12 protein-coding genes are annotated in these 16,222 nt (G+C 61.6%); 8 read left to right on the top strand and 4 right to left on the bottom strand.

From position 1 onward, the window contains the following. Positions 1-33: 33 nt before the first annotated feature. From ACPWR9_RS22015 to ACPWR9_RS22005, 3 genes are all read left to right on the top strand, one after another. A complete protein-coding gene (locus ACPWR9_RS22015; RefSeq protein WP_426301037.1) occupies positions 34-1,512 on the top strand; it encodes a malonyl-CoA decarboxylase domain-containing protein in 1,479 nt (492 codons plus the stop codon). Positions 1,513-1,573: 61 nt separating this feature from the next. Next, positions 1,574-2,362: an enoyl-CoA hydratase/isomerase family protein gene (locus ACPWR9_RS22010; protein ID WP_426300713.1), complete on the top strand. Its 789-nt coding sequence runs from the start codon at positions 1,574-1,576 to the stop codon at positions 2,360-2,362. A gap of 82 nt (positions 2,363-2,444) precedes the next feature. After that, on the top strand, positions 2,445-3,977 hold the full coding sequence (locus ACPWR9_RS22005; RefSeq protein WP_426300711.1) for a malonate--CoA ligase: 1,533 nt from the start codon (positions 2,445-2,447) through the stop codon (positions 3,975-3,977). A gap of 91 nt (positions 3,978-4,068) precedes the next feature. Here the strand turns inward: ACPWR9_RS22005 and ACPWR9_RS22000 are convergent, their stop codons facing one another. After that, the gene (locus tag ACPWR9_RS22000; RefSeq protein ID WP_426300709.1) at positions 4,069-5,196 is read right to left on the bottom strand and encodes an alanine--glyoxylate aminotransferase family protein; all 1,128 of its coding nucleotides are present in this window, start codon (positions 5,194-5,196) and stop codon (positions 4,069-4,071) included. Between the two features lie 167 nt (positions 5,197-5,363). Here ACPWR9_RS22000 and ACPWR9_RS21995 point away from each other — a divergent pair, with 167 nt between their 5' ends. Beyond that, entirely contained in the window at positions 5,364-7,757 is a 2,394-nt protein-coding gene (locus ACPWR9_RS21995) for a DNA polymerase II (protein WP_426300707.1), read from the top strand. Positions 7,758-7,827: 70 nt separating this feature from the next. Here the strand turns inward: ACPWR9_RS21995 and ACPWR9_RS21990 are convergent, their stop codons facing one another. After that, positions 7,828-8,535, bottom strand: coding sequence for an SIMPL domain-containing protein (locus ACPWR9_RS21990; RefSeq protein ID WP_150681946.1), 708 nt, complete (start codon positions 8,533-8,535; stop codon positions 7,828-7,830). Positions 8,536-8,684: 149 nt separating this feature from the next. Next, positions 8,685-9,152: an EVE domain-containing protein gene (locus tag ACPWR9_RS21985; protein ID WP_426300705.1), complete on the bottom strand. Its 468-nt coding sequence runs from the start codon at positions 9,150-9,152 to the stop codon at positions 8,685-8,687. A gap of 195 nt (positions 9,153-9,347) precedes the next feature. Here ACPWR9_RS21985 and ACPWR9_RS21980 point away from each other — a divergent pair, with 195 nt between their 5' ends. Beyond that, positions 9,348-10,136 (top strand): hypothetical protein, encoded by a 789-nt coding sequence (locus ACPWR9_RS21980; RefSeq protein WP_426300703.1) that lies wholly within the window; start codon positions 9,348-9,350, stop codon positions 10,134-10,136. Between the two features lie 150 nt (positions 10,137-10,286). Here the strand turns inward: ACPWR9_RS21980 and ompA are convergent, their stop codons facing one another. Beyond that, positions 10,287-10,952 (bottom strand): outer membrane protein OmpA, encoded by a 666-nt coding sequence (gene ompA / locus ACPWR9_RS21975; protein WP_058375482.1) that lies wholly within the window; start codon positions 10,950-10,952, stop codon positions 10,287-10,289. 411 nt (positions 10,953-11,363) lie between these two features. Between ompA and gyrA the strand changes: the two genes are divergently transcribed. The 3 genes from gyrA (at position 11,364) to serC (ending at position 16,133) form a co-directional block, all read left to right on the top strand. Next, on the top strand, positions 11,364-13,985 hold the full coding sequence (gyrA, locus tag ACPWR9_RS21970; RefSeq protein WP_426300701.1) for a DNA gyrase subunit A: 2,622 nt from the start codon (positions 11,364-11,366) through the stop codon (positions 13,983-13,985). A 156-nt stretch (positions 13,986-14,141) separates the two neighbouring features. Then, on the top strand, positions 14,142-14,735 hold the full coding sequence (locus ACPWR9_RS21965) for a DUF2059 domain-containing protein (protein WP_426300699.1): 594 nt from the start codon (positions 14,142-14,144) through the stop codon (positions 14,733-14,735). A 282-nt stretch (positions 14,736-15,017) separates the two neighbouring features. Next, positions 15,018-16,133, top strand: a complete 1,116-nt coding sequence (gene serC, locus ACPWR9_RS21960; RefSeq protein WP_426300697.1) for a 3-phosphoserine/phosphohydroxythreonine transaminase — start codon at positions 15,018-15,020, stop codon at positions 16,131-16,133. Positions 16,134-16,222 lie beyond the last annotated feature (89 nt).

The following is a 16,222-nucleotide window of genomic DNA, read 5'->3' as shown; positions in this document are numbered from 1 at the left end:
GAAACCATGAAGGATGAGCCGATCCTGTCTGCGATGACCGCCCCGGTCTCGCTTTCCCTGTCTGCGTCTGCCGACGTGAGCGCGCCAGTGCCGTCGCCTTCGAAGCCTTCTCTCAAGTCGCGGCTAGGGCAGTGGTTCGGTCGTGGCGGGGGCGGTGGCGCCGGTGGCTCGGGGGACGGTGGCAAGTCCGATGCCAAGGGCGACGGCAAGGTCGAACCGACCAAGCTGTCGGCGCGTGCCGATGCCGCATTGCGGCGTCAGTTGTCGCAGTGCCTTTCGGCACGTCTCACCGATTCGGCGGCGAACGAAGCGGCGCGCGAGTTCATGACGCGTTACTGCGAAGCGTCCCCCGGCGAGCAACTCGCGCTGCTTCAGGTGGTCGCGGACGTGTGCGGCAGCACGGAAAGTGCTGGCAGCGATGGCGGTAAGGATGGCGAGGCCAGTGCGGCGACGGCGAAGCGTGCCGCCAGCGGGTTGGCCGGGGCACTCGGCAGCGAGCGCGTGCGTTTTCTCAAGCGCTTCAACGCGCTGCCCGACGGCTTGCCGTTCCTCGTGCGCTGGCGCGCCGACATGCTGCATCATCGCGCCGCGCTGCCCGGGCTTGCTGCCCTCGAAGACGATCTCGGCAGCTTGTTCTCGACATGGTTCGACGTCGGTCTGCTGGAATTGCATCCGATCACGTGGGACTCGCCTGCGTCGCTGCTCGAGAAGCTCATGCGCTACGAAGCGGTGCACGAAATTTCGTCGTGGGCGGATCTGCGCAACCGGCTCGATTCGGACCGTCGTTGCTATGCGTTCTTCCATCCGCGCATGCCGCGCGAGCCGTTGATTTTCGTGGAAGTGGCGTTTGTGCCTGACATGGCCGCCGACGTCCATTCGCTGCTTGATGAGAAAGCGCCGCTCGAAGACTTGCGCCGGGTGCGCTGGGCCATCTTCTATTCGATTTCCAACACGCAGCCCGGATTGCGCGGTGTCAGCTTCGGCAACTTCCTGCTCAAGCGTGTCATCGACGAGTTGCATGTCGACTTCCCGAAGCTGCGCAACTTCGCGACGCTCTCGCCGATTCCCGGGTTCACCGATTGGCTGAAGTCGGTACCGGCGAGCGGCGTGGCGCAAACGTTAGGGCCGAAGCGGTTGAAGTTGTTGGCGCAGGACGAGTCGCTTGCTGCGGACGCGACCGGCGCGCAATTGGTCGCTTGGTTGCAGGCCTCGCCTGAGCGCAAGAGTGCGCAGGCGCTGCAACGCGCGATTGGTGAAGCGCTGGCAGCACATTATCTGGCGCGCGAACAGGTGCGCGGGCAGCCGCGCGACCCGGTGGCGCGCTTTCACTTGGGCAATGGCGCCCGGGTGGAGCGCATCAACTGGCACGCCGATCTCTCGAAGAAAGGCGCAAAGCAGTCGTGCGGCATGATGGTCAACTATCTTTACGAGCCCGATGAGCTCGACGCCAACCTGCAACGCCTGATCGATGGCGAGGCGGCGCTGGGGCGTGCGGTATCGCGGCTGTTATGAAGGGCTGTAACGCCTGCCGGGTAGGTGCCCGGCAGGGTTCACTATTCCAAGGGAGACATCTGTGAGCGAAGTTCTGCGCGATGACAGTCTCGCGGGCGAGGGGCTGGTGACGCTCACGCTCTCGAACCCCGGCAAGCTCAACGCGATCTCGGTGGCGATGTGGCGGGCGTTACGGGCGCACTTGCTCGCGCTCGATGCCGAGCCGAACGTGCGCGCGATCGTGATCCGTGGCGCAGGCGGCAATTTCGCCGCGGGCGCGGACATCGAAGAGTTTCCCGTCGAACGTGGCACGTATGACGCGCTTCGCCGCTATCACGGTGAAGTCATCGGGCCGACGCTTGAAGCACTCGCCAACTGTCGGCATCCCAGCGTCGCGCTGATCGAGGGCGTATGCGTCGGCGGCGGACTGGAGATCGCGGCGCATTGCGATTTGCGCATTGCCGCCGAGAACGCCCGCTTTGGCGTGCCGATCAACAAGCTAGGGTTTCCGATGGCGCCGGGCGAGCTCAAGGGCGTGCTGGCGCTAGTCGGCCGTGCCACGGCGCTGGAGATCCTGCTGGAGGGCAGGGTGTTCGGTGCTGACGAAGCCCGCGAGAAGGGGTTGCTCACGCGCGTGGTGGACGCCGAGTCGGTCGATGAGGCCGGTTACACTTGCGCCCGACGCATTGCTGCGGGTGCCCCGCTCGCCGCGCAGGCGAACAAGTGGCTGATTGCCCGCTTGGCACCGCCCGTGCCCGCCTTGTCCGAAGCCGAGTGGCAGCGTGCTTTCGCTTACTGGGATTCGCATGATCACCGCGAAGGTGTGGCGGCGTTTCTCGAGAAGCGGCGGCCCGATTTTCAGGGGCGCTGAGCGCGGGCGCTAACCTGCGCACGCCGCCCACAGGTTTTCTTTTTTCTTCGACGTTTCGATCCTTTCGAATCCGGTTCTGTTTATGACGCAAGACGCCAATCTCTATCGCCTGTTTGCCGAACGCTTTCCTGCGGATAAATCCGCATGCGCTATCGAGACGCCCGAAGGGCTGTACTACAGCTGGGATGATCTCGAGCACGCCAGCGCCCGCATTGCGAACCTGCTCGCGAGTCTGGATCTCGCGCCCGGCGCACGGGTTGCCGTACAGGTCGAAAAATCGCCCGAAGCGTTGCTGTTGTATATCGCAACGCTGCGTGCCGGTCTGGTTTATCTGCCGCTGAATACCGCCTATCGCGACGCCGAGATCACGTATTTCGTCGAGAACGCAGAGCCTGACGTGGTGGTGTGCAGCCCGGCGAATTTCGGCTGGGTGTCGAAGATTGCGTTCACGAGCGGTGCGAAGCACGTCTATACGCTGGGCGACGATCGTACCGGCTCGCTGCTGGAGCGCGCTGCATGGTTCGGCGACACGTTCGAGACGGTGCCGCGCGCGCCTGACGATCTGGCCGCCATTCTGTACACGTCGGGCACGACCGGACGCAGCAAGGGCGCCATGCTCTCGCACGGCAACCTCGCCAGCAATACGCGCGTGCTGCATGCGTTCTGGGGCTGGGGCGAGCGCGAGGGCGGCGACGTGTTGCTGCACGCGCTCCCGATCTTCCACGTGCACGGGCTTTTTGTGGCGAGTCACGCTGCGTTGTACTCGGGCAGCAAGATGATCTGGCTGTCGAAGTTCGACGCCCGCGAAGTGCTGCATCAACTGCCGCGCGCCACGGTGTTCATGGGCGTGCCGACGTATTACGTGCGGTTGCTTGCCGAGGCGGGGCTCGACCGGCATGTGTGTCGCAATATGCGCTTGTTTATCTCAGGCTCGGCACCGTTGCTGCGCGAGACGTTCGACGCGTTCCGCGAGCGTACGGGGCACACGATTCTGGAGCGCTACGGCATGTCCGAGACGGTGATGCTCGTGTCGAATCCGTATCACGGCGATGCCGCACAAGTGCGCCGCGCTGGCACGGTCGGCGTGCCGCTGCCGGAAGTGACCGTACGCGTCGTCGGCGACGACGGTGCGGCCATGGCGCAAGGGGATATCGGCCACATTCAGGTCAAGGGGCCGAATGTGTTTGCGGGCTACTGGCGTATGCCGGAAAAGACGGCGGAGGAATTCACCGGCGACGGGTTCTTCAAAACGGGGGATGTCGGCAAGTTCGATGACGACGGCTACGTGCACATCGTCGGCCGCTCGAAGGATCTGATTATCTCCGGCGGGTACAACGTGTACCCGAAAGAGATCGAGGGCTTCATCGATGAGATGGATGGTGTGGCTGAGTCGGCGGTGATCGGCGTGCCACATCCGGACTTCGGCGAAGCCGTGGTTGCTGTCGTGGTGCCGCGCGATGGTGGGGCCGCACCCGATGAGCGCAGCGTGATCGACGCGCTCAAGCAGCGCATCGCCAACTTCAAGGTGCCCAAGCGCGTGCATTTCGTGACCGAACTGCCGCGTAACACGATGGGCAAGGTCCAGAAGAACTTGCTGCGCGACCGGTTCAAGTAATCGGTCGGTACGGGAGGGCACGCTGGCTTGGCGGTGCCCTCCCGGTCTTGGCTTTGTGCGCTTTCCCTACTGGGCGTTCATTCCGCGTTTATCACGCGATCTCGTTGAGCACCTTCGCCAGACTCTCAACGGTGCGCTCGCGGTTGTGGAGCTTCTCCAGCCCGAACAGCCCGAGGCGGAACGTCTTGAAGTCTGCCGGTTCGCCGACCTGAAGCGGCACGCCCGCGCCAATCTGCATGCCCTGCACGACGAACTTCTTACCGGTGTGAATGGCGTCGTCGTCGGTGTAGCTCACGATCACGCCCGGGGCTTCGAAGCCCTTCGCCGCCACGCTGCGGTATCCCTTTTCAGCCAGCAATGCGCGGACCTTGTCGCCAAGGGCCTGCTGTTCGTCGCGAACCTTTTCGAAACCGTAGGCTTCGGTCTCGAGCATGACGTCGCGCAATACCTTCAACGCATCGGTCGGCATGGTCGCGTGATACGAGAAGCCGCCTTTTTCGTAGGCCTGCATGATTTGCAGCCACTTGCGCAGGTCGCACGAGAAGCTGGTGCTGGTGGTGGTTTCCAGTTTTTCCAGCGCCGCTGCACTGAGCATCACCAGTGCACAGCACGGCGACGCGCTCCAGCCCTTTTGCGGTGCGCTGATCAGGATGTCGACGCCAGAAGCTTCCATGTCGACCCAGATCGTGCCCGACGCGATGCAATCGAGCACGAACAAGCCACCGACGGCGTGGGTGGCGTCAGCCACCGCGCGCAGATAGCCGTCGGGCAGCAGAATGCCGGAGGCGGTTTCGACGTGCGGCGCGAACACCATCTCAGGCTTGTGCTCGCGGATGGCGGCGACCACTTCGTCGATGGGCGGCGGGGCGTAGGCAGCTTGACGGCCGTCGGTGACCGGGCGCGCCTTGAGCACCTCGGTGCTGGCCGGAATGCCGCCCATGTCGAAAATCTGACTCCAGCGATAGCTAAACCAGCCATTGCGAATGACCAGGCAGCGTTTGTCCGTCGCGAACTGGCGTGCCACGGCTTCCATGCCGAATGTGCCGCTGCCCGGCACGATGATCGCGGCCTGTGCGTGGTACACGGTCTTGAGCACGCGCGAGATGTCGCGCATCACGCCCTGAAAGGCTTGCGACATGTGGTTGAGCGCCCGGTCGGTGTAGACCACCGAGTATTCCAGCAGGCCGTCGGGGTCCACAGTCGGGATAAGGCTGGTCATGTTCGTCTCCTGTTTGCGTTCTGCGTGTGCGCCATCCTACCCCGAATGACTGGGGTGACGAAACCCGAGTGACCACGGGGGAGGGCTGATGCCGGGAATCGGCGCATGCGACGTAAAATACGCAAAACGCAGTCACTCCTCATTTTGCAAAGGTAAAGCGGCTCCCGGTGGATCGACAGCACGGTTTTCTCCTGACACGGCATTGGCGCGATACGCCCGCGGGCACCGAAGTCGAATTCTGGCTTGCCACCGACGACGGTCCTCGCCGCGTGCGGCTGCCTGTACAGACGAATGTCGTTTTCGTGCCCGCCGAGCAACGTGCGCGCGTGGTGGCTTTGCTGCGCAGTGAAGGGGCGTCGGCACAGTACGGCCAGTACGAATTGCGTGAGTTGGCGCTAACCGACTTCCACCGCCGCCCGATACTTGGGGTGTACTGCCGTCATCAGCGGCCGCTGCTCAAGCTGGAGACCTTGCTGCGTGGTGCCGGCGTCGATGTGTATGAGGCGGATATTCGTCCGCCGGAGCGTTTCCTGATGGAGCGCTTCATTACCGCGCCGGTGGCGTTTGCAGGGGAGGCGGCGGCTGACGGTGTGGCCGCACGTGACGACGGCGTCATCACCGAGGTCAAGATGAAGCCCGCGCTGCGTTACCGGCCCGCGCTGCGCATCGTATCGCTCGATATTGAAACGACCATCCACGGCGAGTTGTATTCGATTGCGCTCGAAGGTTGTGGGCAGCGTCAGGTGTACATGCTCGGGCCGCCCAATGGCGACGCCAGCGATATCGACTTCGCGCTCGACTATTGCGAGACCCGTGCGCAACTGATCGAACGCTTGAACGAGTGGCTGGTGCGGCACGACCCCGACGCGATCATCGGCTGGAATCTCGTGCAGTTCGATTTGCGTGTCCTCAATGAGAGCGCAACACGTTTTCAAACGCCGCTGCTGCTAGGGCGCGGCAATACGCCGCTGGAGTGGCGCGAGCATCGCAATCACTTCTTCGCGAGCGCACCCGGGCGCGTGTTCATCGATGGCATCGAATCGCTGCGCTCGGCGACGTGGACCTTTCCGTCGTTTAGTTTGGAGAACGTAGCGCAGACGCTGCTAGGCGAAGGCAAAGCCATCGATACGCCGTACGAGCGTATGGCTGAGATCGACCGGATGTTCGCGCAGGACAAGCCCGCGCTGGCGCGCTACAACCTGAAGGACTGCGAGCTGGTCACGCGCATTTTCGCCAAGACGGGGCTTATCTCGTTCTTGCTCGAACGCTCGGCGGTGACCGGGTTGGCGCTCGATCGCAGTGGTGGGTCGGTCGCGGCTTTCACGCACTTGTACATGCCGCTCATGCACCGGCAAGGGTATGTCGCGCCCAATGTCGGTGACGTGGAAGGGGCGGCGAGTCCGGGTGGCTTTGTGATGGACTCACGCCCCGGCTTGTACGACTCGGTGCTGGTGCTCGATTACAAGAGTCTGTATCCGTCGATCATTCGTACTTTCCTGATCGATCCGGTGGGGCTCGTCGAAGGCATGCATCGGCCCAGTGATGCGGACTCGGTGCCGGGGTTTCTCGGTGCTCGGTTCTCGCGTACGCGGCATTGTCTGCCCGCCATCGTTCGGCAAGTCTGGCAGGGGCGTGACGAGGCGAAGCGCGAGAAGAATGCGCCGTTGTCACAGACGCTGAAGATCATCATGAATGCGTTTTACGGTGTGCTGGGATCGAGCGGCTGCCGCTTCTTCGATCCGCGGCTGGCGTCGTCGATCACGATGCGTGGGCACGAGATCATGCGCAAGACGCGTGAGCTGATTCAGGCGCGTGGCTATCAAGTGATTTATGGCGATACCGACTCGCTGTTTGTGTGGCTGCGCGTGCAGCGCACCGAGGCGCAGGCCGAGGACATCGGGCGCGCGCTGGTAACGCATGTCAACGACTGGTGGCGCACGCATCTGCGCGACACCTACGATCTGGAAAGTGCGCTGGAGTTGGAGTTCGATACGCACTACCGGCGCTTTCTGATGCCGACCGTGCGGGGGGCCGAGCAGGGGAGCAAGAAGCGCTACGCGGGGCTCGTCACGCTGCCCGATGGTCGTGAGGATGTTGTCTACAAGGGGCTGGAGACGGTGCGCACCGACTGGTCGCCGTTGGCGCAGCAGTTCCAGCAGGATCTGTATTCGCGGATATTCCGTGGCGAGCCGTATCGCGATTACGTGCGCGATTACGTTGCGCGTACGCTCTCAGGCGAGATGGACGATCGACTGGTCTATCGCAAGCGCTTGCGCCGTAAGCTGGGCGATTACGAGCGCAACGTGCCGCCGCATGTGCGTGCGGCGCGTCTGGCCGATGACTTCAACCGGCGGCACGGGCGCCCGCCGCAGTATCAGAACGGCGGCTGGATCAGTTACGTGATGACGACGGCGGGGCCGGAGCCGCTGGAGGACCGGCGCTCGGCGCTCGACTACGAGCACTATCTGGAGAATCAACTCAAGCCCGTCGCGGATGCGATTCTGCCCTTCGTCGGCGATGCGTTCGATGCGCTCGTGACGCGGCAGATGGGGTTGTTCTAAGGGGAAATGAAAAACCGCCCGAGAGAGGGCGGTTTTTCGTTGCAGCATGCGCGGGCGTAATGCCCGGCGCTTACTTCATTTGCACAGTGCCCGAGACCGTCACGGTGACTTGCGTCTTGCCGCCTTCGAGTTGCATCGGCGGCGCGGCGTCGGCGCTGGCCGCCATCGGGGCCGCCTTCATCGCATACATGCGCGGCATGATCGGCGCATTGGCACCGACTTGCACCTGACGGATCGTGTAGCCGCCGTAACCGAACGCCTTCGCGTTGCTTTGGGCCTGCTCACGGAACGCCTGAATCGCCTGGTTGGTCAGCTCGGCCTGCGTCTTCTCCTGCGCTTCACGCGAGAGCGAGAACGAGATGCCGTTCATCTGCATTTGGCTCGACAGGTCGCTCGCGAGACGCGAGGCTGCGCCGAAATCCTTCGACTTCAGTTGCAATTCGGTACGGCCACGCCATGCGGTGATCTTGCCGTCGCGGTTGGTCGTCGGGTACAGCGAGACGTTGCCCGTCTGCACTTCCACGGCGTTCTGCGCTTTGGCCTTGGTCATCGCGCTGTTGGCCTTTTGCGTGAGGTTGCGCGACACGGTCGCGGCGTCAGCGCCTTGCTCTTCGGCAGACATCGTGATGTGCACGGTGTCCTGATCGACTTCCTTCGTGGCGTGGGCTTCCAGGCCCAGCACGCCGGCAAGCTGGCGGTTCGACTCATCACCCGATTGGGCATAGGCCGCGTTGGCGGCGGTCGCAATCAACAGAGCGGCAGCGAGAGATTTGCGCATAGTTAGTCCTTTTTTGAATGTGAGTTCGCGTCTTGATGGCGAACGTTTGACCGGTTGCCGATAGACGCCATCGCACAGAGGGGGTACGCACTATGCGTTTATCGGCAACGTTATACAGACGCTATCGATGCAAAATTGGTTCCCAATCGCTATTTGAGTAAGTGCTTGCTGATGAACTTCCAATGCTCGGGGGCGACTGGCGTGATCGAGAGTCGGTTGCCGCGTGCGAGGACGAGCATGCCTTCGAGTTGCGGCGTCTCGCGCATCTCGGTGAGCGGCACGAGGCGAGTCTTGCGGTCGAGTTTGACGTCGACGAGCAGCCAGCGCGGGGCGTCCGGTTTCGACTTGGCATCGTAGTAGGGGCTCTTCGGGTCGAACTGCGTCGGGTCGGGGTAGGGCGTGGATGCCACCGTCGCCAGGCCGGCGATGCCCGGCACCGCGCAACTGGAGTGATAGAACAGCACGCCGTCGCCGATGCGCATGTCGTCGCGCATGAAATTGCGCGCCTGATAGTTGCGCACGCCGGTCCAGGGCAGGGTCTGCTGCTTGGCGCTCGCGAGATCGTCGATGCTCACCTCTTCGGGCTCGGATTTCATCAGCCAGTAGCGTTGCGTCATGTCGGTTTCAGTTGTTTTTGTTGGCGGAACAGCCGATATCCTCGCATAACCGGTGCAATACCGAAGCTTCTGTCCGCGATTTTGTGCCGCGCTGCGACATTGGGACAATTCCTATACTATGCCTTTGTGAACTTCGTGTGACCTTTGTGAGCCTCAGCATGTTCAACCCCGCCTATTCCGATAGGAGAGTGTGTCATGGCAGCAGAGCCGTCTGTCCGAACCAACGCGTTCATCTTCTATTCCCTCGCCACGGTGTCGTTCATCGAGACGAGCGTGCCGGAGTTCGTCTCCACGCTTAATCAGATGTATGGCGACGACGACGACATGAAAACGTGGCTGCGCGATACCTGGCTGCCCGAGGAAGTCGAGCACGGGCGTTTGGCCAAAGACTACATTGCACGCGTCTGGCCCGAGTTCGACTGGGCACCCGCCTACGACGCGTTTCTTGCCCGCTATAAGCCCAAGTGCGATGTGGAGCATATGCGCCCGTCGTTGGCGCTTGAAGCGCTGTCGCGATGTGTCACTGAGACGCAGACGGCGATGATCTACCGTTGCCTCGAATCGTATATGCCGGTGGACGAGCTCAAGCAGATGATGCACAAGCTGAGCAACGAGGAGGTGGGGCATTACCGGTACTTTCGTAAAACGTTCGACCGCTATAACGCGGTGGAGCAGCACGGCGTTATCAGCCGTTTGCGCACGATGGTGGCGCGTAGCGCGTTGGTGCGCGACGAGGACATCGCGTTTGCGTTCGAGCCGCTGAACAACTTCTGGCGCTCGCCACCGCCGTTCGAGACGATGACATGGGAGGCGTTTCTCGCGATGTCAGGCGACGTCATGAAGCAATACATGCCGGTCGAGGCTGCTACGCGGATGATGTTCAAGCCACTGGAGACCGGGTCTTGGTGGCGCGACCGTCCTGTGAAAGCGCTGATGTCTTTCATGGTGAAGCGCCAGTATCCGCAATTGGGTAGTGAGGCTTGAGGCGACGTGGTGCGAACTGATGCGACTTGATGTCGCACTGGCTCGGAAGGGCGCCAAGAGATCGACGAAAAGCTGGACGAAACGACAAAACAAAGCGACAGACGAAAAAAAACCCCGCCGAGGCGGGGTTTTTTAATCGGAGAGCGAGACTTACTTGCTCGTGCCGACCACTTCCACTTCCACGCGGCGATCCGGTGCCAGGCACGAGATCAGCTGAGTGCGGTTCTTCTGGTTGCAACCCGTGGTAACCGGGTTACGCTTGCCCTTGCCTTCCGTGTAGACACGGTTGGCTTCGACACCCTTGCTAACCAGATAAGCCTTCACAGCTTGAGCGCGGCGCAGCGACAGACGGTCGTTGTACTTGTCCGAACCGATGCGGTCGGTGTAACCCGTGGCGACCACAACTTCCAGGTTCAGAGCTTGGACCTTGCCTGCGAGGTCATCCAGCTTTTCCTTACCGGCCGGCTTCAGGATGGCTTTGTCGAAGTCGAACAGTGCGTCGGCTTGGTACGTCACCTTTTGCGACTGGATCACCGGAGCGACCGGGGTCGGTGCCGGAGCCGGAGCCTGGGCGATGATCGAGCCGTCGCACTTGGCGTTGGCCGTCGCCGGGGTCCAGTAGGCATCGCGCCAGCACAGTTCGTCCGAACCGTTCTTCCAAACCCACTCGCCGCTGCCGTTAACCCAGTTGTCGTTGACTGCTTGTTTCGAGGCCGCGATCGGGCCCGGAGCGGTCTGGACGTAATTTTGAGCCATAGCCGAAGCAGCCATCACTGCGGTAGCTGCAACGATCGCGAGCTTAGCGAATTTATTCATATTTCTCCTCTCGAAATGAGATTACCGCAGGTTTACTGCGAGCCTAGACGACGGAACCAAAGTCTTACATCGCTCGAAGTATAACATCGCCGAGTGCGCGAAAGCATGGCCCATGCACTTCGAATAATGTCTAACTTATGCCACGGCATTTTGCCATAGCGCTCCAGCCGCCCGCGAGAAAAAACCCAGGTTTGCCGCCCCTCATGACGCAGTTGTGGTGTGAGCGCAACACCTTTTAAGGCCCCTCGCCAACCGTTTCATTCATCTTCATTACGCGACGTTTTGGCGTCCACGACATCTCTTGTGCGCTGCATCACGCCGGTTTCGGATGCCAATAGCGAGCATGTTAGAATCGCAAGATCATATCGCTGGCAGCCGCCTATCGCGATAAGCGTTTGATAGACACGGATAATGGATCAGTTCGCCAAAGAAACTCTCCCGATTTCACTCGAAGAAGAAATGCGACGGTCGTACCTCGATTACGCGATGAGCGTGATCGTCGGCCGTGCATTGCCCGATGTGCGCGACGGCCTGAAACCGGTTCACCGCCGGGCGCTGTTCGCCATGCACGAGTTGAACAACGACTGGAACAGGGCATACAAGAAATCGGCGCGTATCGTCGGTGACGTCATCGGTAAGTACCACCCGCACGGTGACGCTTCTGTATACGACACGATCGTTCGCATGGCTCAGCCGTTCTCGCTGCGCTATATGTTGGTCGACGGCCAGGGCAACTTCGGTTCGGTCGACGGCGACAATGCCGCGGCCATGCGATATACCGAAGTGCGCATGGCCAAAATCGGTCATGAGCTACTCGCGGACATCGACAAGGAAACCGTCGACTTCGGTCCGAACTACGACGGCAGCGAGAAAGAACCGCTGATTCTGCCCGCCCGCATCCCGAACCTGCTGCTCAACGGTTCGTCGGGTATCGCGGTCGGTATGGCCACGAATATCCCCCCGCATAACCTCAATGAAGTGGTCGAGGGGTGTCTGCACGTTCTCAAGAACCCGGACGCCACCATCGATGAACTCATCGAGATCATCCCGGCCCCTGACTTCCCGACCGCCGGCATCATTTATGGCATCTCGGGCGTGCGCGAAGGCTATCGCACCGGCCGCGGCCGCGTGGTGATGCGAGCAAAGACTCACTTCGAGGACATCGACCGCGGTCAACGCGTGGCGATCATCGTCGACGAGTTGCCGTATCAGGTGAATAAGCGCTCACTGCTCGAGCGCATTGCCGAGCTGGTCAACGAGAAGCGCCTGGAAGGTATCTCCGACATCCGCGATGAGTCCGACAAGAGCGGCATGCGCGTGGTGATCGAGCTCAAGCGCGGCGAAGTGCCGGAAGTGGTGCTGAACAATCTATATAAGCACACGCAGCTGCAAGACACGTTCGGCATGAACATGGTGGCGCTGGTCGACGGCCAGCCCAAGCTGCTGAATCTGCGCGAGATGCTGGTGCACTTCCTGGCGCACCGCCGCGAGGTGATTACTCGCCGCACGATCTATGAACTGCGTCGTGCGCGCGAACGTGGGCATGTGCTCGAGGGTCTGGCGGTAGCACTCGCTAACATCGACGACTTCATCGCTATCATCAAGGCTGCCCCGACGCCGCCGATCGCGAAGGCTGCGTTGATGGAAAAGGCGTGGGATTCGTCGGTCGTGCGCGACATGCTGGCGCGTGCCGAGAGCGAGACGCAAGGCGGCCGTGCGGCCTATCGTCCGGAAGGTCTCGATGCTGCGGTCGGCATGCAGCCCGATGGTCTTTACCGTCTGTCGGAGACTCAGGCACAGGAAATCTTGCAGATGCGTCTGCAACGCCTGACGGGTCTGGAACAAGACAAGATCGTTTCCGAATACAAGGAAGTGATGGCGCAGATCGCCGACCTGCTCGACATCCTGGCCCGCCCGGAACGTGTGACGGCAATCATCAGCGAAGAGCTGACCGCCGTGCGCGCCGAGTTCGGCGATGCCCGCCGCTCGACCATCGAACACAACGCCACCGAACTCGATACCGAAGACCTGATCACCCCGCAAGATATGGTGGTCACGCTGTCGCATACCGGTTACATCAAGTCGATGCCGCTGTCCGAGTACCGTGCGCAGAAGCGCGGCGGCCGGGGCAAGCAGGCCGCGGCGACCAAGGACGACGACTGGATCGATACGCTGTTCATCGCGAATACGCACGATACGATCCTGTGCTTCTCGAACCGTGGCCGCGTGTACTGGATCAAGGTCTGGGAAGTGCCGCAAGGTTCGCGGAACTCGCGTGGCCGTCCGATCGTCAATATGTTCCCGTTGCAAGAAGGCGAAAAGATCAACGTGGTGCTGCCGGTCAAGCAGTTCACGGAAGATCGCTTCGTGTTCATGGCAACGAGCTTGGGCACGGTCAAGAAGACGCCGCTCGCGGCCTTCAGCCGACCGCTCAAGAAGGGCATCATCGCCGTAAATCTCGACGATGGCGACGTGCTGATCGGTGCTGCGATTACTGATGGCGCTCATGACGTCATGCTGTTCTCAGACTCGGGCAAGGCGGTTCGCTTCGACGAGAACGACGTGCGTCCGATGGGGCGTGAGGCACGCGGCGTGCGCGGCATGCAACTCGAAGACGGTCAGACGGTCATCGCGCTGCTGGTCGCTGAAAACGAGCAGCAGTCGGTGCTGACGGCCACCGAAAACGGCTACGGCAAGCGGACTTCGATCACCGAATATACGCGCCACGGCCGAGGCACTAAGGGTATGATTGCGATCCAGACGAGCGAGCGCAACGGCCGGGTGGTCGCGGCGACGCTGGTCGAGCCGGATGACGAGATCATGCTGATCACGACGGGCGGGGTACTGATCCGTACGCGAGTGTCTGAAATTCGCGAAATGGGACGTGCCACGCAGGGCGTGACGCTGATCAGCCTGGACGAGGGCACGACGCTCTCGGGGCTGCAACGTATCGTCGAGTCCGACGCGGAAGTTGCCGAGAACGGTGACGCCGAAGGCGGCGACGATGCGGCCGAGGAAGGCACCACCGAGTGACGCGCCGTAACTGGCTGTAACCGTAACTCGTTGTAAGCTGTAGGTGCATTACCCCGAAAAGTCAGTAGAATCTGGCCCGATGCAGTGAAGTGCCCAGGCGAGGATGCATCTATTTATCGTCGGCGGAAGCTGGCGAATTTTGGAGTGACTATTACTATGCAACACAACGTCAAGAAGTGGATGTGGCTGCTGTTGGCAGCCCCGGCAATGGCAATGGCTCAGGCCCCGGCGAGCGCTCCGCTGGACGCTGACAAGAAAGCGGCCATCAAGGAACTGCTCGACGCGATCGACTCGAACAAGCTCGTGACGGCCATCGGCGAAGGCGCGCAACAGCAAGCCAAGCAGTTGGCACCGCAAGTGCTGGAGCGCCAACTGGTCGAGAACAAGACGTTGAGCGATGCCCAGAAGCAAGCCATCGTGCCGACCCTGCAACAAAACTCGGTGCAGAAGCTGGTTGACGGCGCGGGTAAGGTCTTCACTTCGGACGCGTTCAAGAACGACGCAGTGCAAGCCCAGTACGCCGCCTACGGCAAGTACTACACGACGGACGAAATCAAGGGTCTGACGGCGTTCTACAAGAGCCCGGTCGGCCAGAAGTACATCAAGGTGCAAGATCAGGTCGGCCAGGAAGTGGTTGGCGGTCTGATGCAGAAGTACATGCCGCAATCGATCCAGGCAACCAGCTCGCAAGCTGACCAGGAAATTGCTGCGGCGTCGAAGTCGGCACCGAAGGCTCCGGCCAAGAAGTAAATTCCGGCGGGTCCCTCGGGGATTAGCCGATAATGGCCGTTTGCGAGTGATCGCAAACGGCCATTTTGCATTGCATGGGCAAATCGGCATGACGTGCTCGGAATTCCCTCAAAGCCGATGCTTTCGCAGGGAATCTGGCCCAACGCCCGCACGGGACGGGCAACTGGCGGTATAGTTGGCCTTTACCGCTGCCGCGCAACCGATTGACGCTAGACGTGAAACGCAAGCCGCCCGGGTCCGAATCCGACGGCTTGCGTTTCACTTTTACCGCAGCAAAACATTATGACGCGCGCTTTCAATTTTTCCGCCGGACCGGCGGCACTGCCCGCTGAAGTCCTCACGCAGGCGGCCGAGGAGATGCTCGACTGGCACGGTGCCGGGATGGGCGTGATGGAGATGAGCCATCGCGGCCGTGAATTCATGAGCATTCTGGCGCAGGCGCAAGCCGATCTGCGCGAACTGCTGGCCGTGCCGGATAACTACCGCATTCTGTTCATGCAGGGCGGTGCACTCGCCGAGAACGCGATCGTCCCGATGAATCTGCTGGGCGGCGCACGTGCGAACGAGCGAGGCACGGCGGATTACATCGTGACCGGCTCGTGGTCGGTGAAGTCGCAGAACGAAGCGCGCAAGTATTGCGACGTCAACATCGCAGCAAGCACGGAAGCCGGGAAGTTCACGCGCCTGCCGCAGGTGTCGGAATGGCAGTTGTCGAAGGACCCCGCGTACGTGCATATCTGCACGAACGAGACGATTCACGGCGTCGAGTACTTTTGGACCCCCGATCTGGCAGCAGCCGGGCTGCCTGCCGATACGCCACTCGTGGCGGATGTGTCGTCGCATGTGCTCTCGCGCCCAATGGACGTCTCGAAGTTCGGTGTGATGTACGGCGGAGCGCAGAAGAACATCGGGCCGTCGGGGCTGACGCTCGTCATCGTGCGTGATGACCTTCTGGGCCGCTCGTTGCCGTTCACCCCGAGCGCGTTCGATTGGAAGACGGTCGCCGAGAACGACTCGATGTTCAATACGCCGCCCACCTACGCTATCTATATTGCGGGGCTGGTGTTCCAGTGGCTCAAGCGTCAGGGCGGTCTGGCAGCCATGGACGCTCAGAACAAGGCCAAGGCCGAACTGCTCTACGGGTATCTCGATAGCAGCGACTTTTATCGGACGACGGTCGAGAAGGACTGCCGCTCGCGCATGAACGTGCCGTTCTTCCTGCACGACGACGCACTCAACGAAGCTTTCCTGACCGGCGCTCGCGAGCGCGGTCTGCTGCAACTCAAGGGCCACAAGTCCGTGGGAGGCATGCGCGCCTCGATTTACAACGCGATGCCGCTCGCCGGTGTCCAGGCGCTGGTCGACTATCTGCGCGAATTCGAGCGCAGCCACGGCTGACGAGGGCAAATGGCCGGCGCAGGTATGTCCTCCCGAAATATCGGCAGGCATGCTGCGCCGCGAGCTGCCTGACTATGTCCCATCGAAAA

Source organism: Pandoraea pneumonica (assembly GCF_049918595.1).
Classification (GTDB): domain Bacteria; phylum Pseudomonadota; class Gammaproteobacteria; order Burkholderiales; family Burkholderiaceae; genus Pandoraea; species Pandoraea pneumonica_A.
This window is presented reverse-complemented; position numbering and strand designations above follow the sequence as displayed.